At 43.4% G+C, this 21639-nt stretch carries 20 protein-coding genes; 5 read left to right on the forward strand and 15 right to left on the reverse strand.

What is annotated here, in order from left to right; translation table 11 throughout:
- Window positions 1–359: 359 nt before the first annotated feature.
- Window positions 360–521: a hypothetical protein gene (locus tag CXF83_RS14460; RefSeq protein WP_157822908.1), complete on the forward strand. Its 162-nt coding sequence runs from the start codon at window positions 360–362 to the stop codon at window positions 519–521.
- Window positions 522–599: 78 nt separating this feature from the next.
- Here CXF83_RS14460 and CXF83_RS14465 read toward each other — a convergent pair whose 3' ends face one another.
- Window positions 600–1070, reverse strand: coding sequence for an AAA family ATPase (locus CXF83_RS14465; RefSeq protein ID WP_101091131.1), 471 nt, complete (start codon window positions 1068–1070; stop codon window positions 600–602).
- Between the two features lie 5 nt (window positions 1071–1075).
- On the reverse strand, window positions 1076–1810 hold the full coding sequence (gene cobB / locus CXF83_RS14470) for a Sir2 family NAD+-dependent deacetylase (RefSeq protein ID WP_101091132.1): 735 nt from the start codon (window positions 1808–1810) through the stop codon (window positions 1076–1078).
- A 268-nt stretch (window positions 1811–2078) separates the two neighbouring features.
- Here cobB and fur point away from each other — a divergent pair, with 268 nt between their 5' ends.
- Window positions 2079–2510, forward strand: coding sequence for a ferric iron uptake transcriptional regulator (fur, locus tag CXF83_RS14475; RefSeq protein ID WP_101091237.1), 432 nt, complete (start codon window positions 2079–2081; stop codon window positions 2508–2510).
- A gap of 123 nt (window positions 2511–2633) precedes the next feature.
- On the opposite strand, the gene CXF83_RS14480 is transcribed toward fur, so the two are convergent.
- Window positions 2634–3134, reverse strand: a complete 501-nt coding sequence (locus CXF83_RS14480) for a GNAT family N-acetyltransferase (RefSeq protein WP_101091133.1) — start codon at window positions 3132–3134, stop codon at window positions 2634–2636.
- A 210-nt stretch (window positions 3135–3344) separates the two neighbouring features.
- On the opposite strand from CXF83_RS14480, the gene CXF83_RS14485 reads away from it, so the two are divergent.
- Complete coding sequence (locus CXF83_RS14485) at window positions 3345–5015, forward strand: FMN-binding glutamate synthase family protein (protein ID WP_101091134.1); 1671 nt, start codon at window positions 3345–3347, stop codon at window positions 5013–5015.
- Here the strand turns inward: CXF83_RS14485 and CXF83_RS14490 are convergent.
- The 10 genes from CXF83_RS14490 to sdhC all read right to left on the reverse strand — a co-directional run bounded on the left by CXF83_RS14490 (window position 5010) and on the right by sdhC (window position 16706).
- Window positions 5010–5933, reverse strand: coding sequence for an AEC family transporter (locus CXF83_RS14490; protein ID WP_101091135.1), 924 nt, complete (start codon window positions 5931–5933; stop codon window positions 5010–5012). The genes CXF83_RS14485 and CXF83_RS14490 overlap by 6 nt on opposite strands.
- A 261-nt stretch (window positions 5934–6194) precedes the next feature.
- A complete protein-coding gene (locus CXF83_RS14495; RefSeq protein ID WP_101091136.1) occupies window positions 6195–6503 on the reverse strand; it encodes a hypothetical protein in 309 nt (102 codons plus the stop codon).
- Between the two features lie 615 nt (window positions 6504–7118).
- Window positions 7119–7991 carry a succinate--CoA ligase subunit alpha gene (gene sucD, locus CXF83_RS14500; RefSeq protein WP_101091137.1) on the reverse strand — a complete coding sequence of 291 codons (873 nt, stop codon included), beginning with the start codon at window positions 7989–7991 and terminating at the stop codon, window positions 7119–7121.
- Complete coding sequence (sucC, locus tag CXF83_RS14505) at window positions 7991–9157, reverse strand: ADP-forming succinate--CoA ligase subunit beta (RefSeq protein ID WP_101091138.1); 1167 nt, start codon at window positions 9155–9157, stop codon at window positions 7991–7993. Before sucC ends, sucD begins: the two co-directional genes overlap by 1 nt.
- A gap of 80 nt (window positions 9158–9237) precedes the next feature.
- The gene (odhB, locus tag CXF83_RS14510; RefSeq protein WP_101091139.1) at window positions 9238–10428 is read right to left on the reverse strand and encodes a 2-oxoglutarate dehydrogenase complex dihydrolipoyllysine-residue succinyltransferase; all 1191 of its coding nucleotides are present in this window, start codon (window positions 10426–10428) and stop codon (window positions 9238–9240) included.
- 32 nt (window positions 10429–10460) lie between these two features.
- Complete coding sequence (gene sucA / locus CXF83_RS14515) at window positions 10461–13283, reverse strand: 2-oxoglutarate dehydrogenase E1 component (protein ID WP_101091140.1); 2823 nt, start codon at window positions 13281–13283, stop codon at window positions 10461–10463.
- Window positions 13284–13483: 200 nt separating this feature from the next.
- Window positions 13484–14191 (reverse strand): succinate dehydrogenase iron-sulfur subunit, encoded by a 708-nt coding sequence (locus tag CXF83_RS14520; RefSeq protein ID WP_101091141.1) that lies wholly within the window; start codon window positions 14189–14191, stop codon window positions 13484–13486.
- Between the two features lie 11 nt (window positions 14192–14202).
- Window positions 14203–15969 carry a succinate dehydrogenase flavoprotein subunit gene (sdhA, locus tag CXF83_RS14525; RefSeq protein WP_101091142.1) on the reverse strand — a complete coding sequence of 589 codons (1767 nt, stop codon included), beginning with the start codon at window positions 15967–15969 and terminating at the stop codon, window positions 14203–14205.
- On the reverse strand, window positions 15970–16317 hold the full coding sequence (sdhD, locus tag CXF83_RS14530; protein WP_101091143.1) for a succinate dehydrogenase, hydrophobic membrane anchor protein: 348 nt from the start codon (window positions 16315–16317) through the stop codon (window positions 15970–15972). It lies immediately after the preceding gene.
- Window positions 16311–16706, reverse strand: coding sequence for a succinate dehydrogenase cytochrome b556 subunit (sdhC, locus tag CXF83_RS14535; protein WP_101091144.1), 396 nt, complete (start codon window positions 16704–16706; stop codon window positions 16311–16313). Before sdhC ends, sdhD begins: the two co-directional genes overlap by 7 nt.
- A 410-nt stretch (window positions 16707–17116) precedes the next feature.
- Here sdhC and CXF83_RS14540 point away from each other — a divergent pair, with 410 nt between their 5' ends.
- Entirely contained in the window at window positions 17117–18406 is a 1290-nt protein-coding gene (locus CXF83_RS14540) for a citrate synthase (RefSeq protein ID WP_101091145.1), read from the forward strand.
- A 324-nt stretch (window positions 18407–18730) separates the two neighbouring features.
- Here CXF83_RS14540 and CXF83_RS14550 read toward each other — a convergent pair whose 3' ends face one another.
- A complete protein-coding gene (locus CXF83_RS14550) occupies window positions 18731–19582 on the reverse strand; it encodes an RluA family pseudouridine synthase (protein ID WP_101091146.1) in 852 nt (283 codons plus the stop codon).
- A gap of 159 nt (window positions 19583–19741) precedes the next feature.
- Window positions 19742–19996 (reverse strand): hypothetical protein, encoded by a 255-nt coding sequence (locus tag CXF83_RS14555; RefSeq protein ID WP_101091147.1) that lies wholly within the window; start codon window positions 19994–19996, stop codon window positions 19742–19744.
- 580 nt (window positions 19997–20576) lie between these two features.
- On the opposite strand from CXF83_RS14555, the gene CXF83_RS14560 reads away from it, so the two are divergent.
- Window positions 20577–21638 carry an efflux RND transporter periplasmic adaptor subunit gene (locus CXF83_RS14560; RefSeq protein ID WP_101091148.1) on the forward strand — a complete coding sequence of 354 codons (1062 nt, stop codon included), beginning with the start codon at window positions 20577–20579 and terminating at the stop codon, window positions 21636–21638.
- The last annotated feature ends 1 nt before the right edge of the window (window position 21639 follow it).

The following is a 21639-nucleotide window of genomic DNA, read 5'->3' on the forward strand; positions in this document are numbered from 1 at the left end:
ATTGACTCACATATATGGTTATTTTAATCATCTTTATCTTTGACTTACAATAATGCCCTTGTTTTTAATAATCTAACGCACGTATTTATTCAGGGCTTAGACGCAAAGTCTCTGTTATCTTACAATGCTAAAATCGACTAACCTTGCCCTAGCCCCTGTTAATATGCCCTCTCGGTTTACAATCTACTTATTCAATCAAAACACTCACTCCCCCACGTGTTAGCAGATAACGAATTCAAGTTCAGAGAGACAGCAGATGGTGTGCCCCATAGAGCCATTTGATGGTGTTATGCCTGACAAGTGTAAAGCAGGGCTTGCGACAAAGATGGTCAATTACAACTCTACGCTTAGATATTGCCTTGTCAGAAACCTATCTGAACCTCGACGATACCCAAGGCAACAAGGGTATTTACGCCAAACTAGAGCATGTTGAAGTTTACGCTGTGGTGACAATATTGTGCAGTCGAGCATACCTTGCATATCGCGATAAACGATGGATTAGCAACAGTGATGAGCGGTAAGATTGGCCCCATTATGGCTGATACGCCATTTACCATAATGACGTTTAGCGTAATAATGAAAGCTAAGCAGCCTAAGAATTAGTGGGCTTCAAACACTGATCCCATGCGTTTGATACTATTGAGTGGAACATGATGACGATTGCGTTTTGCGCACACTAATTGGTGTTCTAAATCTGTAGGAACACCCATTTGCTGTATGCGAACCTCGTACCCTAACGCTACTGCAGCAGCTTGATATGCCTTAAACTCCCACAGTGCTAGATTGGTGTTATCACAAATAACAAACGGTACAGCATCCGACATCGCTTCAATAAAGGCTGTCAGGTTTAATTGGTGGTATTTGGACAACAATTTAACATTAAACTGATAAATACCGTTTTGACAAAAGTACTGGTCGGTTGAAAAAACCTCGACTTGAGCGGGCGTGCCGCTCAACTCCATCTGCTGAACTTTAGCCTCGACAAACTGCGACACCCAGTAACTTTTACCACTACCGGGCAGTCCACGCATTATAATCGCCTGCCTTGGAGTATCAATTTGTTCACGCATTGACGCTACCCTACTTGTAACTGATCATTAAGGACTTTACCTTGCAGGATCTGTTCAACTAATTTCGGTAAAACCTCACTGGCTTTACCCTCTAAATGATACTGAAATTGACTGTGGCGATCTGCCGGCAATAAATTAACATCAATCGTTTGAGCACCATGGTGATTAGCGGTATCGACAAAACCCGCTGCGGGATAAACCGTGCCTGAAGTGCCAATGGCGATAAACAGATCGCACGTATCCAATGCATGTTGAATTCTATCGAGGCCTATTGGCATCTCTCCAAACCAAACAACATGAGGCCTGAGCCTTTGCGCTGGAATACAGCAGGTACAAGTATGATCTGGGCCAAAAGGCTCTCTAAGCAGAAAGGTTTGTCTAGAACGCGGACAACGTCCTTTTGAAAGTTCGCCATGCATATGCAATAGACGCTGTGATCCCGCTCTCTCATGCAAATCATCAATATTTTGCGTTACGACGAGCAACTTACCATCGAACTCACTTTCTAATTTTGCCAGGGCTAAATGACCTGCGTTAGGCTCGATGGACCCATTATGAAACTGTTGCCAGCGCTCATTATAAAATTTTTCAACGAGCAGTGGGTCATTCTCATAACCTTCAGGTGTGGCAACTTCTTCAATCTTGTGCTCCTCCCATAAACCATCTTGATCTCGAAAGGTACGTAATCCAGATTCTGCGGAGATCCCTGCTCCGGTTAATATCACTATCTGCTGGTACATCTACAATCCTATTTCTTAGTTTTATTATTTCCATTTTGCCTAGTTAACAACCCTTTTCACATTAGGCGTTAGTATAAACACTAATAACAATACAAAAAGTATGCTTAAATTGCTTGTTTTATATCGGCTTTATCGCTTTTATCTACAATAGATGGCTTATTGATAGATCAAAGGTTTAAGTTTTCTAATTGTGCACATATAATGGATTGCATACCCACATATGAACTGGCTCGTGTTATCAGGCCGTTCTGCAATCAAGAGACCAATAATGACAGATGGAAATCAAGCGCTAAAGAAAGCGGGTTTGAAAGTAACCTTACCACGAGTCAAAATTTTAGAATTGATGCAAGCGCCAGAGAGTCAACACATCAGTGCTGAAGATCTCTATAAAAAACTGCTCGTATTGGGTGAAGAAATTGGATTGGCAACTGTTTATCGAGTTCTCAATCAGTTTGACGATGCAGGCATTGTTACCCGCCACCACTTTGAAAGCGGCAAAGCAGTATTTGAACTTGCTACCCAGCATCATCATGACCATCTAGTTTGTTTAACTTGTGGCAAAGTGTTCGAATTCTCAGACGATATGATTGAGCAGCGTCAAGATGAAATCGCGATGAAGCACAATATTAAACTGACAAACCACAGTTTATACCTTTATGGTGTTTGCACTAACGACAACTGCGAGCACGGCGAAGCATAAAAGAAATTAAAAAAACAAAAACCAGCTTAATGCTGGTTTTTTTGTTTTATCTCCATTCCACTATATAGTTGCTCATTCCGCGGGAATTGAAATCACTGTATTCGAGTAAATGGGTTCTCGATATTAGAGATGTTTGTGAAAGACGTTTACTTTATGCCCCATAAATTTGTCTCTACCACGTTCTGTCATGCCTAACTTTTTAGCGACCCCTTCAGAGCCTTTATTACCGATCAAAATCAATGCAATCGCTTCTTTGACACCGTAATCTACGAATTTTGATAGTGCGGCACTGCCAGCCTCGCCTCCGATCCCTTTCCCCCAATAAGCGGGTAAGTAACGGTATCCCAATTCCACTTCATCAAACTCGTCGATATATTTCGGCCCACAAAAACCGATAACGTCACCATCGGCCTTATGCTCTACAGCCCAACGGCCATAGCCAAATTGTTCATAATTTTTCAATATCATATTTTCGAAAATCTGTTCAGCCTGAGAAATGTTCGTCATCGGCGCACCCGGTATATAGGTGAGAATTTCCGGAATACTATTGAGTAAAAAAATAGCTTTAATATCTTTAGACTCAAACCTGCGTAAGATTAGCCGTTCCGTTTCTGCGATTATCACTTTGAACTCCTTGGTATTGCACATCACTGCAACATACGACTGATTCAGCTTTGTATGCCTATCTGTATTCGCGACTCATTGACGATTATTGCTATTAATATACCCAGTTTCTGTTTAAATTAGAAAGTATTAAAACAAGTTTGCCTAAATTGCAATAATGGCTTTCAATATCACTGAGACTTATCTGCTGTATAATAGTAAGGAACAATTATGACCATCATGCAAAAATTCTTTTGGATTATCGCTTCCTTTGGAAATTTGTTCGCCATTAACTTTGCCCTCAGCCAGGTAGGTGTAGGGACGATATTATTGCTGCTGTTTACGCTCAGCTATACCGCTGTTGGTTATTTTGATATGTACCACAGCAAACATACTTTAAATCGTTTATACCCTGTTGTGGCGCATATTCGATACTTCCTTGAATCCTATCGTGTCGAAATTCAACAATATTTTATTGCCAATGACACTGAAGAGAAGCCTTTTAACCGCGAGCAGCGCTCACTAGTGTATCAAAGAGCTAAAAATGTACGTGACACCATTGCTTTTGGTACTCAGCGCGATCTTTTAGAAGATAATTATTTAAGTCTCTGGCAATCATTACACCCTCTGCATGTGTTGGCAGAGGCTAAACGTGTTCGCTTTGGTGGGCCTGACTGCTTAAAACCCTACGATGCTTCCTACTTAAACATATCAGCAATGAGCTTTGGCTCTCTTAGTGCTAATGCTATTGAAGCGCTAAACCTAGGCGCCCTGAAAGCCGGCTGTTACCACAATACAGGAGAAGGTAGTGTTAGCCCTTACCACTTGAAACATCATGGTGATATCGTTTGGCAGATTGGCTCAGGATTATTTGGATGCCGTGATGATGAAGGTAACTTTAACCCAGACACTTTCAGTGCCATGGCAACTCGACCACAGATAAAGATGATTGAGATAAAGCTCTCACAAGGCGCAAAACCCGGACATGGCGGCGTTTTACCCGCAGCAAAAATCACTGATGAAATTGCCGCTATACGCCATATTCCCAAAGACAGAGATTGTGTGTCTCCCGCGGTTAACCCTGAATGTACAACTCCCAAAGATCTGCTCAATTTTGTTGTTAAACTGAGAACATTAAGCGAAGGAAAACCGGTTGGCTTCAAACTATGCATGGGTAATCCAGTTGAATTTCTGGGTCTATGCAAAGCGATGCTTGAAACAGGGATAACACCCGACTTCATCACTGTAGATGGTGCAGAGGGCGGCACGGGTGCCGCACCCGTCGAGTTTTCTAATCGTTTAGGCATGGTATGTCTTGAAGGCGTATATTTTGTTCACAATGCGCTTATAGGCACTGGACTCAGAGACAAAATTAATATTATCGCTTCGGGTAAAACAGCATCCAGTTTCGACTTGTTAGCCAAAATTGCCATGGGTGCGGATACCGTTAATGCAGCCCGCACCATGATGATGTCGCTTGGCTGTATTCAATCTCGTCATTGTAATAACAACATGTGTCCTACGGGCATTGCCACACAAGATCCCGCCAGAAGCAAGGCGGTTAATGTGGTTGAAAAAAGTGAACGGGTTAAAAACTACCACAACAACACCATTGAAAGCTTCTTCGAACTGGTCGGTACGATGGGGTTAGATAATCCTGCCAAACTCATGCCGCATATGCTAAAAAGACGCACCCCATATGGCCTACTAATGTCTGTAGGCAGTCTCATTAAACCTTTAAAGGAAAATGACTTGGTCGATGAAAAACCAATAGAGGGACCTTGGAGAGAATGGTGGAGGATGGCAAACAGCGAAGATTTTTACAGCGAAGATACCTATATCCTATCGCCAGCGGAGTTTTCTCGCGCTAGACATGCGAGCAATAATGTAAATCACTCATAATAAAATCGCTAACCAAAAGCTCATTGAAAATACACACAGTACTGTGGAAAGCACCACAGTACTGGCTATCACTGTTTGTTGAGCCTTTACTTGCATTGCCACCAGATATGCATTGATACCGAGAGGTGAAGCACTTAAGAGTACAAGTACCGCTAACAGTTGCTCCTCCAACTTCAATGATAACCCCAAAGCATAAACGAGCGAAGGAAGCAGTAACAACTTAACCAACGAAGCAAGCAATGCCAATTTCCAGTCCTTAGCTATTTTATAAAAACTCAGGTTGGCACCCAATACAAAAAGTGCACAGGCTAACGCTGGCTGACTAAGTAAATTAATCCCATTAACCACATTTTCATATAGCGGAATGTGCAGTAAATTCAGCAGTAAACCTAAAGAAATACTCATCACTATCGGGTTAAGCACTATCCCTTTTATAAAAGGCCAACACTTAACACCAGCGCCCTCTTCTCTCAACGCTAGCATGAAGGTTAAAGAGAACAGTAATGCACTATGAAATGTAATAATTACAAATACATTTCCCATCATCTCTTGTCCAAGCGCCCCGATAATAATAGGTAGGCCGACCAAGATTGTATTTGAATAACTGCATCCGAGGCCGTAAGCAGACGCATTAGCGATAAGTTTAGCCTGACCTTTACGTAGGAAACAATATAACGCGACGCCGACGCCATATACTGTAAGTACAGGCAAGTAAAAACAGGCTAAAGCTTTAACATCAAAACTCTTACTAAGGTCTGCTTGAACCATATTAATAAACAAAAACGCAGGTATGCTGAGATAGAAGGTAAACAAACTAATACCGCTAATTTGTTCTTTAGAAAAAACGGATTTAGTGGTTAATACATAACCTAAAACAGCCATAAAAATGAGCGGGAAAACGATTGAAATAATAACCATTTTTTGTTTACAACATCCTATAAAATTGTAGCAACCCAAGTCTATCGACCGAGAAAAATTAGCCGTAATGGTAACAGATTAAAGGGATATTAAAGTCATTTAACGAAGTGAACCAAGGTAAACACTGACTTATATGAAAAATAGTGTTTGGAGATAGGAATTAAATTATTGAGGGGCTATAAGCATCCGCTGCTAACAATATTAAATTTTTTACAAAGAGACTAAATCCCAAAGAAGATCCCACAGACTCGTTGACCTCGCTTAATTATTAGAGATATTTAGCGGTATGACATTACAAAAAATCTCTTTCTCAAACTGCTCTTCGAGCTTTACACGCCACGATTGTTTATTAATTGGAACTAGATAAAAATTTTCACGAGACGTGTCCGTCACAAAAGCTAAATCATGACGCATTAATTCAAAATGAATATCATTAACAAAATCTGATGAAAAATTTTGCCGACCCGTAAGCTGATTGATATCTTTTCGGCTTAAAGATACTCCTTCACTAAGCCCTTCAAACCTTAACCTTAACCAATCCGAAAACTCTTTTGCACTGACCATAGACATATAATGTACCTACAAGTTCCTCTATAGATAAATTAGGTATAACAGATGGTGGCTATACCGCCATATTTTTGACTAAATATAGCGATTTTTGCACCATAAGTTCTAGCCACACTGATAAATGCACTATTAAGCTCTAAAAACAATAAGGCAGATTAATGTAGATACGCTAACAGTGCTTCTTTAAATGAGTCTTCTCCAGTGTTTAACCCATCACGTTAACGGCATACCAATAGCTTGTTTAAAACTGCAACTCGATTAGCTTTTCGTTTGATCAATAGGACTTCTATATTATTCGCTGATTAATATTTTTAATCGTTTAAATACCGTTAACCCCACCGACTTTAATTTAAGAAGTGCTGGTAGAAATATTTTATGATAGCTAATGCTGCAAATTGAAAACGTTGCAGATGGTACGCTAGGTATTATGGAAGAGTGAGTGATTTATAATGAGCAGTAATAGTGCTGTCTTATGCTTGCGACAAAAATAATAATTAGAAATGACTTAATGCCCTAATAAATATCGCTAACTAAAATAGAAATCATCTATGAGCCCTTTAAATGAGCCAATAAAAAAGCCGCTCTACAAGAGAGCGGCTTTTCAATAAAACGTGGTTCTTACCAACCCGTTCTAGTACGAAGTGCTTTACCAATATCAGCAAGAGAACGTACAGTTGTTACGCCTGCTGCTTCTAGCGCAGCAAACTTATCTTCTGCAGTACCTTTACCGCCAGCGATAATCGCGCCAGCATGGCCCATACGCTTGCCTTCAGGTGCAGTAACACCAGCAATGTATGAAACAACAGGCTTAGTCACATTCGCTTTAATGTATTCAGCTGCTTCTTCTTCAGCAGTACCACCAATTTCACCAATCATTACGATTGCTTCAGTTTGTGGATCGTTTTGGAACATTTCCAATACGTCGATGAAGTTAGTACCAGGAATAGGGTCGCCACCAATACCAACACATGTTGATTGGCCGAAACCTTCGTCAGTTGTTTGCTTAACCGCTTCGTACGTCAACGTACCAGAGCGAGAAACAATACCGACTTTACCCGGCTTGTGAATATGACCAGGCATGATACCAATCTTACATTCACCCGGAGTGATAACACCTGGGCAGTTAGGACCGATCATACGTACGCCAGTCTCTTCAAGTTTAACTTTAACTTGAAGCATATCTAACGTAGGAATACCTTCAGTAATACATACGATTAGCTCAATGCCACCGTCGATTGCTTCAAGGATTGCATCTTTACAAAAAGGTGCTGGTACGTAGATAACTGACGCTGTAGCGCCTGTCACTTCAACTGCGTCTTTAACAGTATTAAATACTGGAAGACCTAGGTGAATTTTACCGCCTTTCCCTGGTGATACACCACCGACCATCTGAGTACCGTAATCGATGGCTTGCTCAGAGTGGAATGTACCTTGACCGCCAGTGAAACCTTGACAGATAACTTTGGTATCTTTATTAATTAAGACAGACATTATTTGCCCTCCGCAGCTTTAACAACTTGCTCAGCCGCGTCAGTTAGACTTGTAGCAGCAATGATATCTAGATCTGAGTTCGCAAGCACTTCACGACCCAGTTCAGCGTTAGTCCCTTCTAGACGTACAATAACAGGCACTTCAACGCCAACTTCTTTCACTGCGCCAATGATGCCTTCAGCAATCATGTCACAACGAACGATACCGCCAAAGATGTTCACAAGAACAGCCTTAACATTTGAATCTGACAAGATGATCTTGAATGCTTCAGCAACACGTTCTTTAGTTGCTCCGCCTCCTACATCGAGGAAGTTAGCCGGCTTGCCGCCATGAAGGTTTACGATATCCATCGTACCCATTGCTAGGCCAGCACCGTTAACCATACAACCCACGTTTCCGTCAAGTGCTACATAGTTAAGTTCAAACTTAGCAGCGTGAGCTTCACGAGCATCATCTTGTGATGGATCGTGCATATCACGGATTTTAGGCTGACGGAATAAAGCGTTACCGTCGATACCAATCTTGCCATCAAGACAATGAATGTTGCCTTCGTTTGTGATAACAAGTGGGTTGATTTCGAGTAATGCGAAATCATGATCTTCAAACATTTTCGCCAAGCCCATAAAGACTTTAGTGAACTGCTTCATTTGTGTTGGGTTTAGACCCAATTTGAAGCCAAGATCACGTGCTTGGTATGGTTGAGGACCTGTAATCGGGTCGATGATAGCTTTATGGATCAACTCTGGCGTTTCTTCTGCCACAGTTTCAATTTCAACACCACCTTCAGTTGAAGCCATGAACACAACGCGTCGTGTTGCACGGTCTACAACAGCACCTAGGTATAATTCTTCTGCGATATCGGTACAGGTTTCTACTAAGATTTTAGCAACCGGCTGGCCTTTCTCGTCAGTTTGATAAGTTACTAGGTTCTTACCTAACCACTTTTCAGCAAATGCTCTGATCTCTTCTTTATCGCCAGTAACTTTAACGCCACCTGCTTTACCACGGCCGCCTGCGTGTACTTGACACTTAACAACCCACATATCACCGCCAATATGTCCTGCAGCTTCTACAGCTTCTTGAGCTGTATCACATGCAAAACCTTCTGACACTGGTAAACCATATTCGGCAAATAAAGATTTTGCCTGATACTCATGCAAATTCATGATGATCTATCCATTATACTACTAATCAATTTTTCAACAGGCCCAAATGGACCTGCAGCGAGGGTATTGTCTGTCTTGATTTATAGGTCAAGTAGCAGACGAGTTGGGTCTTCTAGGAAGTCTTTAATAGCAACCAAATAACCAACCGACTCACGACCATCTACGATACGATGATCGTAAGAAAGTGCGAGGTACATCATAGGCAGGATTTCAACCTGACCATTAACTGCCATAGGGCGATCTTTGATGGCATGCATGCCTAAAATCGCGCTTTGTGGCAGGTTCAAAATTGGAGTCGACATTAGCGAGCCAAATACACCACCGTTAGTGATGGTGAAGTTACCGCCGGTCATGTCAGCAACAGTTAACTTACCGTCACGGCCTTTAAGCGCAAGTTCACGAACATTACGCTCGATGTCTGCAAGGCTCATCTTATCGGTGTCACGCAGCACTGGAGTCACTAGACCACGAGGGGTCGAAACGGCGATGCTGATGTCGAAATAGTTATGATAAACAATTTCGTCACCATCAATAGAAGCGTTAACTTCTGGGAATCGCTTCAATGCTTCAGTCACGGCTTTCACGTAGAAAGACATAAAACCTAAACGGATACCGTGGCGCTTCTCAAAAACTTCTTGATATTGCTTACGGATATTCATGATTGGCTTCATGTTAACTTCGTTAAACGTCGTTAGCATGGCAGTAGAATTTTTAGCTTCAAGTAGACGATTAGCAATCGTCTTACGCAGACGGCTCATCGGTACACGCTTTTCACTACGTTCAGCAAGCGGCGCTGCAACAACGGCTGGTGCGCTAGGGGCAGGAGCTGCTTTAGCATTTTTAACAAATGCTTCAACATCTTCCTTAGTAATACGGCCACCAACGCCAGTGCCTTTAACTGCGCTTGCATTAAGATTATGCTCAGCAATTAAACGTCGAACTGATGGGCTTAAAGCATCACTTGTCTCTTCAGCTTCAGCTGCAGGCGTTGCCGCTTCAGCTTCAGCTTTAGTCACTTCTTGACCCGCTACTGCGCCAGCAACGAACTTAGCAATCACAGCTTCGCCTAAAACAGTCTCGCCTTCTTCCGCAAGGAATTCAGCAATTTGACCATCTTCAGGTGCAACAACTTCAAGTACGACTTTGTCGGTTTCAATATCAACAAGGATTTGATCACGAGAAACTTGCTCACCAGCTTGAACATGCCAAGTAGCAATAGTTGCATCAGCAACAGATTCTGGCAGTACGGGTACCTTAATTTCGATACTCATGGATAACGATCCTTTTTATATAATGTCTATAACTACAGTTTTAATGCACTGCTAATTAACGATTCTTGTTGCTGAGCGTGCAGCGTAGGGTAACCACATGCTGGCGCAGCTGAAGCTTCACGACCGGCGTAGCTCAACTGAGCTCCTGCAGGTACAACGCTCCAGAAATGATGTTGGCTGCAATACCAAGCCCCTTGGTTTTGCGGCTCTTCTTGGCACCAAACAAAATCTTTGACGTGTGCATAATCAGCGATCATCGCTGCCGCTTCTTCATGTGGGAACGGATATAATTGTTCCACGCGAATAAGTGCGACGTTATCTTTGCCTTCTTTACGACGACGTTCTAGCAGTTCGAAGTAAACTTTACCGCTACAGAACACAACGCGATCAACTTTACTCGGCTCTAAGTCATCAATTTCACCGATAACATTTTGGAATGTACCTTCGGCTAACTCTTCCAAGCTTGAAACCGCTAATGGATGACGTAGCAGTGATTTAGGTGACATAACCACAAGTGGACGACGCATAGGACGTACAACTTGACGGCGCAACATGTGATAAACCTGCGCTGGCGTTGATGGCACACAAACTTGCATATTGTGGTTAGCACAAAGCTGTAAGAAGCGTTCTAGACGCGCACTTGAATGCTCAGGGCCTTGACCTTCATAACCATGTGGCAGCAACATCGTTAGGCCACATAGACGGCCCCACTTTTGCTCACCAGATGACAAGAATTGGTCAATCACCACCTGTGCACAGTTAGCGAAATCACCAAACTGAGCTTCCCACAGTGTCAGTCCACCAGGTTCCGCCGTTGCATAGCCATACTCAAATGCAAGCACTGATGCCTCAGACAAGACAGAATCAATAAGGTCAATTGGGCCTTGATCGTCAGCGATATTACGCAATGGCATATACGCCGTTGCGTCATTTTGATTATGCAATACAGCATGACGATGGAAGAATGTTCCACGGCCTGAATCTTGACCTGTAATGCGGATACGCTTCTTATCTTCAAGAATGGATGCGTATGCCAACGTCTCGGCAAAACCCCAATCGAGAAGCTTTTCGCCAGCAGCCATCGATAGACGGTCTTTGTAGATTTTTGCTACTCGAGATTGCAACTTGTGGCTTTCTGGCACATAACTGATTTTATCGGCGAGGTTCTTAATGCGATCCATTGACATTTGCGCAGGATAATCATCATTCCACTCAGCGCCGATATAGGGTGTCCAGTCGACAGAATGTAACGTCATAGGACGCCACTCTTTAACCACACAATCGCCTTCATCTAATGCATCACGATAAGCGTTCACCATCGAGGTCACTTCGTCGCTGCCGATTGCATTTTCAGCAATGAGCTTGTCGGCGTAGATTTTTCTTGGTGTAGGATGTTTTTTGATTTTGGCGTACATCAATGGCTGAGTCGCACTCGGCTCATCCGCTTCGTTATGGCCATGACGACGATAACAAACCAAATCAATCACCACATCACGCTTAAATTCATTTCGGTAATCAACAGCAAGTTGAGAAACAAAAGCGACCGCTTCAGGGTCATCAGCATTAACGTGAAAAATAGGCGCCTGTACCATCTTGGCAATATCAGTACAGTATTCTGTTGAACGAACATCTTCCATCAAGTTTGTGGTAAAACCGACTTGGTTGTTGACAACGATACGGATTGAACCGCCTACTTTAAAGCCGCGAGTTTGCGACATATTAAAGGTTTCTTGAACAATGCCCTGACCCGTAATAGCAGAATCACCATGGATGGTGATTGGCATCACTTGCAGGCCGCTGTCACATTCACGTCGGTCTAAACGAGCACGTACTGAACCAATAACCACTGGATTTACGATCTCTAAGTGAGATGGGTTAAAGGCGAGTGCAAGATGGACATTGCCACCGGGTGTTTCAAAATCTGAGGAAAAACCTTGGTGATACTTAACATCACCCGAGCCGTTAAGTTCATCGCTATGCTTACCGGCAAATTCATCAAACAACTCTGATGGTTTTTTACCAAGCACATTGACGAGTAGATTTAAACGACCACGGTGAGCCATGCCGATGACCACTTCTTTGGTACCTGCATCACCCGCACGATAAAGTATTTCGCGCATCATAGGAACAAGCGCATCACCACCTTCGAGTGAGAAACGTTTTGCACCTGGGAACTTAGCTCCAAGGTATTTTTCGATACCTTCGGCTGCGTTAAGTCCTTCAAGAATGCGAGTTTTATCGGCTTTAGAATATTTTGCGGCACCGAGAGACGGTTCGAGACGTTGCTGGATCCAGCGTTTCTCGTCCGTATCAGTGATATGCATGTATTCTGCGCCAATCGAACCACAATAAGTGGCTTTTAACGCTTTAACAAGATCGACTAGCTTCATGGTATCACCACCATGAGCAAACGAACCGGTATTGAATTCACGCTGCATATCATCGCTGTCTAGACCGTGGAAAACCGGGTCTAATTCAGAAACTTTATCGCGTTTCCAAATGTCTAACGGGTCCAAATTCGCGTTCTGATGACCACGAAAACGGTGCGCGTTAATCATCTGTAGGACTTTAACTTGTTTTGCATCGACTTCGTGATCGGTCACCTTAGGTGAACCTTTCTGACGTCCATCTAATGCAAGACTACGAAAATAGTCGCGTACTTTAGAGTGGGCAGCTTCAGGCACGTCACTAGATGTACCATTCACTAGAGGGAGGTTATCAAACACGACACGCCAGTCTTCAATTACTGACTGCGGATCTTCTTGATAGGCTTCATACATCTCTTCTACATAGGTCAAATTCGCGCCATTAAGATGAGACGATTCAAGCCAGGCTTTCATGATGCCTTGGTGCATTTCTATTCCTTTCAAACTGTATACACGTGCTTAGCCAAAGTCATAAATACAGAATCTTGTTCTAAGCAAGGATTCTGCAATCTCTGTAGCCCCTAGAGTTCCAGATTTACTATTTTTGTCTTCCATGACAAAAAGAGTCACTCTCCTAAATGAAAGTGACTCTCATAGAGCTATATCAATATCGGCTCTTTAATTTGCATCTAAACAGCTCTCTTCAGAAGCATAGACTTAATGTGTCCAATTGCTTTTGTCGGGTTAAGCCCTTTAGGACAAACATCAACACAGTTCATAATACCGTGACAGCGGAATACACTGTACGCATCATCAAGCTCTGATAAACGCTCTTCAGTCGCAGTATCGCGGCTGTCGATCAAGAAGCGATAGGCATGAAGCAAACCACTCGGACCGATGAACTTATCAGGGTTCCACCAGAACGAAGGACAAGCTGTAGAACAACATGCACACATGATGCACTCATAGAGCCCATCTAAATGTGCACGCTCTTCTGGTGATTGCAGATGTTCACGCGCAGGCGTTTTCTCATCGTTAATCAAGTAAGGCTTTATCTTTTCGTACTGGGTGTAGAACTGTGTTAAGTCTACAATTAAGTCACGCACTACAGGCATACCAGGTAGTGGGCGGATCTCAATCTTCTTATTTTTGAAGGTAGAAACAGGCGTGATACACGCTAGACCGTTTTTACCGTTCATGTTAACACCATCACTACCACACACACCTTCACGGCATGAGCGTCTAAATGACAATGTTGAATCTAACTCTTTTAGCTTTATCAGTGCATCCAGTACCATCATATCAGTACCTTCGTCCACTTCTAAGCTGTAATCCTTCATGTAAGGCTTAGTGTCTACATCAGGATTGTAGCGATAAACTGCAAATTCCAATTTCATCGGGGCTTCTCCTAGTAGGTGCGCTTAACAGGCGGGAACGCATCACGAAGCTTAGGCTCCATGTTCACATCACGCTTAGTCATAAGCTCGGTAATCGGGTCATAAACACTGTGGCATAACCAGTTTTCATCATCACGTTCTAGATAATCTTCACGAGAATGTGCGCCGCGACTTTCAGTACGGAAGTTAGCTGCCGTAGCTGTCGCAATCGCTGTCGCCATCAAGTTATCAAGCTCTAAGCACTCGATTCGCTGAGTATTAAACTCAGATGAATTATCAGAGAGCTTAGCGTTTGCTAGACGTGTTCGAATAGTCTTCAGTTCTTCAAGGCCTTCAGCCATTGCGTCACCACTTCTGAATACTGAGAAGTTAAGCTGCATACAAAGTTGAAGATCTTTACGGATAGCCTCAGGCTCTTCACCATCTTTGTTACTTTCCCAACGATTTAAGCGTGCTAGAGAAGCGTCAATATCGGCTTCAGTGGCATCTTTAGGGTTAGGTGTAGCATCAAGCGCTTTACCTAAGTGCTGACCTGCTGCACGGCCAAAGACCACCAAATCAAGCAGCGAGTTACCGCCTAAACGGTTAGCGCCGTGTACTGATACACACGCAATCTCACCAACGGCAAATAGACCCACTATATCTTCTTCGCTGCCATCAGCATTTTGGCGTAACACTTGACCGCTCACTTTGGCAGGTAATCCACCCATCATATAGTGACAAGTCGGTAATACTGGAATTGGACCATCAGCTGGATCGATGTGCGCGAATGTGCGAGACAATTCACATACACCAGGAAGACGCGCTTCAAGCGTTTCTTTACCCAAATGATCAAGCTTAAGTAAACAGTGCGGTCCTAATGGACCGTCAAGACCACGACCTTCACGAATTTCAGTCATCATCGAACGTGCTACCACGTCACGAGAAGCCAAATCTTTCGCGTTAGGGGCATAACGTTCCATGAAACGTTCGCCGTCTTTGTTTAGCAGGTATCCACCTTCACCACGACAACCCTCTGTTACAAGAACACCTGCGCCAGCGATACCCGTTGGGTGGAACTGCCACATTTCCATGTCTTGCATTTGAACGCCGGCACGGATCGCCATACCAACGCCGTCACCGGTGTTGATGTGTGCATTAGTAGTCGATGCGTAAATACGCCCTGCGCCACCTGTCGCTAAAATTGTTGCCTTAGCTTTGAAATAAACGATTTCGCCAGTTTCAATTTCGATTGCTGTACAACCGACAATGACACCGTCGTCGTTTTTAACTAAATCTAGCGCGTACCACTCTGAGAATACTTGAGTCTTATGCTTAACGTTTTGCTGGTATAAACAATGAAGTAGAGCGTGACCTGTTCGGTCAGCTGCTGCAGCAGTACGCGCTGCCTGTTCGCCACCAAAGTTCTTTGATTGGCCACCGAACGGACGTTGGTAAATAGTACCGTCTTCAAAACGAGAGAATGGTAGACCCATCTGCTCTAATTCGATAACGGCTTCAGGACCGGTTTTACACATAAATTCAATCGCTTCTTGGTCACCGATAAAATCGGAACCTTTCACGGTATCGTACATGTGCTGTTCCCAGTGATCTTCGTGCGCATTACCCAGTGCGACAGTAATGCCACCCTGTGCAGATACGGTGTGAGAACGAGTAGGAAAAACTTTAGATAACAGCGCGCAGCTCTTACCTTCTTTTGAAATCTGCAATGCCGCGCGCATACCCGCGCCACCAGCGCCGATAACAACCACGTCAAATTCGCGAACTGGAATACTCAATTAAACACCCCACACAATCAAAATGCCTGCGGCCATATAAGAAAAGGCTGCTACGACAAAAACAAACTGAAGCACACCACGTAATGACACACACTTAACGTAATCGGTAAGTACCTGCCAAACACCAATCCATGCATGGACTAGAATCGCAACCAGTGCGAGAAGTGTGAAGACTTTCATCGGCAGAGCACTGAATAAACCGTGCCATGCATCGTAAGTCAATGGAGAGCTACATGCGATAAAACCAACCATAAAGATGGTGTAACAGGCTAGAATTACTGCACTTGCACGTATAAGAATAAAGTCATGGACACCACTGCGACCAAGACTTGCTGCATTAGTTACCATACCCAAATCCCCGCGATGATAGAAAACACTACTGATAACGCCATAGCGACTTTAGCTGAAGTTAATCCTGAAGAAAGTTCTTCCCAGTAGCCGGCATCCATCACTAAGTGGCGTAAACCCACTATCAAGTGATAACCCAACGCGGTAAGAATTCCCCAAACGATAAACTTGACGATAAAGTTATCAAAAAGAGATTGGACGCCAGCAAAACTTTCAGCGGATGCTAATGATTCATTAAGCAACCAAATAAGAATACCGACAGCAAACAACATAATAACGCCCGATACACGGTGTAGGATGGACGCGATCGCCGTTGCTGGGAACTGTATAGTCTGCAGATCTAAATGGACAGGTCTTTGCTTTTTCACGTTCTGCTCACTCTGCTCAATTGAGCTAATTTTTGTTATACGAACCGCTTTTACTCAGATCCCCATCCGTGAACTAGGTCACAGTTTAAGCCCTTTGCAAAAGAAAACTTGAAACAAACATTTAACAGTTTAGCGACCACTAATTAAGGTTGTATAAATGTGGTAACTATTCGTCAATGTATGCAGCTCATCTGAGCCGCAGCAAGTATACGTGGGTGAAATGTCAAATACAAACATCACATTATGCAAATTTTGTTTTTTTGGTAAAAAAATCTGCCAAGCCCCTGTTGCAACAGGTGGTTATTGCTAATTAAGACCATGGTCTAACAAATTTAAACGCTTATTTAAATTGAAATGTGATCTAGATTCACTGTAAAGTATTGGGGTTTGATAAGCCGCACTCAATAAGAATGAAGTAAGGAGAATGGGGTATGGCTGATAATATAGCCAAGTTGGAACTACCAGGGAACGAATCAATCGATTTGCCGATCAAGAAAGGAACGGCAGGATTTGATGTAATAGACATCAGTAAGCTAGGTAGCACAGGTCACTTTACCTTCGATCCAGGATTTCTCGCTACAGCTTCCTGCGAATCAGCTATTACTTACATCGACGGCGACCAAGGGATCCTGCTTCATCGCGGATACCCAATTGGCGAGTTGGCAATAGATTCTGATTATCTAGATTTATGCTATTTGCTGCTTTACGGAGAGCTTCCGAATAAAGCACAGTACGATACATTCGTACACACGGTTAAAAACCACACCATGGTTAACGAGCAACTTGCGAGCTTCTTTAGAGGTTTCAGACGTGATGCTCACCCAATGGCAATGTTGTGTGGCGTTACTGGCGCCCTTTCTGCATTCTACCAAGATTCTTTGGATGTGAATGACGAGCGCCATCGCGAAATTGCTGCTTACCGCTTGGTGTCAAAAATGCCAACAATCGCAGCGATGTGCTACAAGTACTCTATTGGTCAGCCTTTTGTCTATCCACGTAACGATTTAAGCTACGCTGGTAACTTCCTAAGCATGATGTTTGCAGTGCCATGTGAAGAGTACAAGGTTAATCCAATCGTTGAACGTGCTATGGATCGTATCTTCATACTACATGCGGATCATGAGCAAAATGCATCGACTTCAACCGTTCGTTTAGCCGGTTCATCTGGGGCTAACCCATTTGCGTGTATTGCTGCGGGTATTGCGTCTCTTTGGGGACCTGCTCACGGTGGTGCAAACGAAGCTTGCTTAAACATGCTTGAAGAGATCGGTAGTGTTGACCGTATCCCAGAGTTTATTGCACGTGCTAAGGACAAAGAAGATCCTTTCCGTCTAATGGGCTTTGGTCACCGTGTTTACAAGAACTTCGACCCTCGTGCAAAAGTTATGCGCGAAACATGTCATGAAGTGCTTGCCGAACTCAACGTCAATGATCCATTGTTAGATGTTGCAATGGAACTTGAACGTATTGCTTTAGAAGACGAGTATTTCGTGTCTAAGAAGCTGTACCCGAACGTTGATTTCTACTCAGGGATCATCATGAAGGCTATTGGTATTCCAACAAGCATGTTCACCGTACTATTCGCATTAGCGCGCACAGTCGGTTGGATTGCACATTGGAAAGAGATGCTAGATCAGCCTGGTCACAAGATCAGTCGTCCTCGCCAGCTATACACTGGTGATGCTGAGCGTAGCTTTGTTGCAAAAGACAAACGCGATTAGTAAGCGAGTTCGTTAACGAACCCTAAAAGGCACTCATTGAGTGCCTTTTTTATTGGCTAACAAAGCACGTTCACCCCGTTATGATTCGCCCTAGCGCGTACAGCTGGTTGGATTGCACATTGGAAAGAGATGCTAGATCAGCCTGGTCACAAGATCAGTCGTCCTCGCCAGCTTTATACCGGTGATGCTGAACGTAGTTTTGTTGCTAAAGACAAACGCGGTTAGTAAGCAAGCTCATTGCTAAACTAAAAAAGGCACTCATTGAGTGCCTTTTTTATTACCTGCGTCAAACATTATTGGCTAGCATGGTAAGTCAATTTGCTGTTATCGGAGCAAATTAAGAAAGTCATCCGGTGCCGGTGTCTCAAAAGTAAGTCGCTTGCCAGTCTTTGGTCGCGTAATACTCAGGCGCAACGCATGCAAACCCATGCGCGGGCCTTCAGTTCCATAACGGGGATCGCCAATCAGCGGATGCCCTAGCCAAGCCATATGGGCACGAATTTGATGTTGTCGACCCGTCTCCAGTTGAACTTCAAGCAATGACCGCTCCCCCACTGTTCGCAGGGTGTTAAAATGCGTGATGGCTTTTTTAGCTTCTGGATGTGGACCAACTATCATTTGATACTTCTCAGGATCTATTCTCAAGGGCTGGTCAATGGTGCCTTGACTCGGATTAGGGCAACCCTCAACCACCGCAAGGTAGGTTTTTTCAGCCTCAGCCCAACCATCCATAACGGCTTCGCGCATCTCGCGAGAAGTTGCAAACATCAAAACACCCGATGTATCACGGTCAAGCCTATGTACAGGCCAAAGATTAACAGTACGCTTAGGACGCGTGAGCTGCTTGCGAAGAATGGCAAGCGCATGGTCTTTGTTTTCATTGGCTGTTGCCACTGACAACAAGCCAGCAGGTTTGTTGATGACGATAAGATCGTTATCCGAATACAAGATTTCAAGCCGGGAGACTTTAAGTTGCACGTTCTTCCCCGTTGCCCGAACTTCCACGTCATCGCCGACGTTGATCTCATGATCATGGCGCATGATAGGCTGACCGTTGACGATGATGCATCCTGTTGTCAGCCGTTGTTTTATTTTGCTGCGACTCCAGCCTTTTAGCTCTGTGGTGAGGAAAGAGAGTAAAGGCGATGCCTGTTTCACTCGTAATCTTTCAGACATAGTAAGTTGTTCTCCAGCTTGGTGTTTCCAGTAATTCAATAGACATAATGATCATAGCAACGCCCACGTAACAGGCAAATAATGCTTGGCTAAAATTGGCGGGAAAATTAGCGTTTGACGTACATTAGATGCGTTTGTTAAGTGTCGCAGCACTGATTTTCAGTAATAAAAGTAAATGAATTCAGCGATTGAGTTTGAAACATTGATACCGATAACGGTCTCATTATGTTCAATGAACTGCCACATTATAAAATCAATAATGTGAGATTCTAACAGCAAGAGATCAATACCACTAGATAACAGCTCTTTATAAAAATGGCCTTCAATGCTTTCCATCAGTAAAATTTCAGTTATGGAGTCAATGACAATGGCTTGGGTGTAAAAATGTTCACCCTCATGAGCATAGGTAAACAATAACGTTTGAACCCTTCTTCACTTAGTTCTGGACAGAATTTTGTTAACGCATTTTGGACAAAAGGCGTTACAGGGCTGCCCTAACCCACTTATGGAAAGGAATGAACTACACTTTCCACCTCTATGAGTTCAAGTCTTGAATCAAATTCTGGGCTACTTACAAAATCCAATAATCGATAACCACCACAATTGAATTTTATGAAACCAAGAGCGGGTACAAGCGCTTTCTCCCTTGACTCTGCTCTATTACAACAGAATGGGCGAAGCGCCACGACCTTGACTTATTAAGAGAAAGCCACAGATTGATAGATTCACAAGTCCAATCGTCAACGAACAAACTTTAGCGCAAAAGTAATTGACCTCAATACCCTAGAGGTCATCGCACTCTCTCTACTAAAGTGAGCTTCCGCTTACATTGTTAAAAACCGCAACAATTGAACCTTTTCGCTACATCACCCATCAAAATAACCAACAAACATTCACGTGCACAACCTAAGCTATTGTATCTAAACTCAATTAAACTTTGGCACACATAATGCTTAGTAAAGCCTAATGAAATAACTTAAATGGGTTTAAAGACATGGAAGCATTCAAAAACAAAAAAATCATTCTCCCAATACTACTTGCTGCACTGCTTAGTGCTTGTGGCGCAGAAGAAGAGGTTAAAGAAGAAGAGAAATATGCCGTCCCTGTAGAGACAACCACAGTGATCCAAGGGGATGTGTCGTCATTTTATAGCACTACCGCGACCCTTGAAGCACCAGAAGAAGCTAAAGTTGTTACCCGCGTTGCCGGACTTATCCAGTCAATCAATGTTGAAGAAGGTGATCGCGTCGCTAAAGGCCAGCTGTTGGCGATTATCGATTCAAAAAGACAGAAATTTGATTTAGACCGCTCACAAGCTGAAGTCGAGATTATTCAACAAGAGCTGAATCGCCTCAAAAAAATCAACAACAAGCAATTTTTTAGTGCCGACTCTATGGCTAAACTCGAATATAACCTACAAGCTGCCATGGCTAAACGTGATTTGGCCGCATTGTACGTACAAGAAAGCATGATCCGCTCACCCATTGAAGGCGTGGTCGCGACGCGATTTGTTAAATCAGGCAATATGGCTAAAGAGTTCGACGAACTGTTTTATATCGTTAACCAAGATGAGCTGTACGGCATTGTCCACCTCCCAGAGCAGCAGCTGCAACACCTCCGCTTAGGACAAGATGCACAGATTTTTGCCAATAAACATACTCAAGATACCACTCACGCGACAGTGTTGCGGATAAGCCCTATTGTTGATGCTCAAAGCGGTACATTCAAAGTTACGCTTTCAGTGCCAAACCAAAAGGCAACCTTAAAAGCTGGTATGTTTACCCGCGTAGAGCTTAGATACGACACTCATAATGACGTAATAACCGTTCCGTATAACGCGCTTGTAAATCAAGACAATGAATTTGCCCTTTATGTGATTGACGGAACAAGCGCTAATCGCCGTACAGTAACACTCGGTTATCGCGAAGCAGATACAGTAGAAGTCGTTGCTGGTATCGAACCTGGTGAGCAAATCGTTATTCGTGGTCATCAAAATCTAAAAGACCAATCGCTCGTTGAAGTGATTAGCTCTTTAGATATTGCATCAGCTAAGTAGA

It is taken from the genome of Shewanella sp. Choline-02u-19, assembly GCF_002836205.1.
Classification (GTDB): Bacteria; Pseudomonadota; Gammaproteobacteria; order Enterobacterales; family Shewanellaceae; genus Shewanella.

Bases quoted from the DNA above. Each gene is read 5' to 3' on its own strand.
- sucC (WP_101091138.1), bottom strand. From the start codon at position 9,157: ATGAATTTGCATGAGTATCAGGCAAAATCTTTATTTGCCGAATATGGT.
- CXF83_RS14550 (WP_101091146.1), bottom strand. From the start codon at position 19,582: ATGTCTGAAAGATTACGAGTGAAACAGGCATCGCCTTTACTCTCTTTC.
- cobB (WP_101091132.1), bottom strand. From the start codon at position 1,810: ATGTACCAGCAGATAGTGATATTAACCGGAGCAGGGATCTCCGCAGAA.
- CXF83_RS14495 (WP_101091136.1), bottom strand. From the start codon at position 6,503: ATGTCTATGGTCAGTGCAAAAGAGTTTTCGGATTGGTTAAGGTTAAGG.
- CXF83_RS14520 (WP_101091141.1), bottom strand. From the start codon at position 14,191: ATGAAATTGGAATTTGCAGTTTATCGCTACAATCCTGATGTAGACACT.
- CXF83_RS14540 (WP_101091145.1), top strand. From the start codon at position 17,117: ATGGCTGATAATATAGCCAAGTTGGAACTACCAGGGAACGAATCAATC.
- sdhD (WP_101091143.1), bottom strand. From the start codon at position 16,317: ATGGTAACTAATGCAGCAAGTCTTGGTCGCAGTGGTGTCCATGACTTT.
- CXF83_RS14465 (WP_101091131.1), bottom strand. From the start codon at position 1,070: ATGCGTGAACAAATTGATACTCCAAGGCAGGCGATTATAATGCGTGGA.
- CXF83_RS14485 (WP_101091134.1), top strand. From the start codon at position 3,345: ATGACCATCATGCAAAAATTCTTTTGGATTATCGCTTCCTTTGGAAAT.
- sucD (WP_101091137.1), bottom strand. From the start codon at position 7,991: ATGTCTGTCTTAATTAATAAAGATACCAAAGTTATCTGTCAAGGTTTC.
- sucA (WP_101091140.1), bottom strand. From the start codon at position 13,283: ATGCACCAAGGCATCATGAAAGCCTGGCTTGAATCGTCTCATCTTAAT.
- CXF83_RS14560 (WP_101091148.1), top strand. From the start codon at position 20,577: ATGGAAGCATTCAAAAACAAAAAAATCATTCTCCCAATACTACTTGCT.
- odhB (WP_101091139.1), bottom strand. From the start codon at position 10,428: ATGAGTATCGAAATTAAGGTACCCGTACTGCCAGAATCTGTTGCTGAT.
- CXF83_RS14490 (WP_101091135.1), bottom strand. From the start codon at position 5,933: ATGGTTATTATTTCAATCGTTTTCCCGCTCATTTTTATGGCTGTTTTA.
- fur (WP_101091237.1), top strand. From the start codon at position 2,079: ATGACAGATGGAAATCAAGCGCTAAAGAAAGCGGGTTTGAAAGTAACC.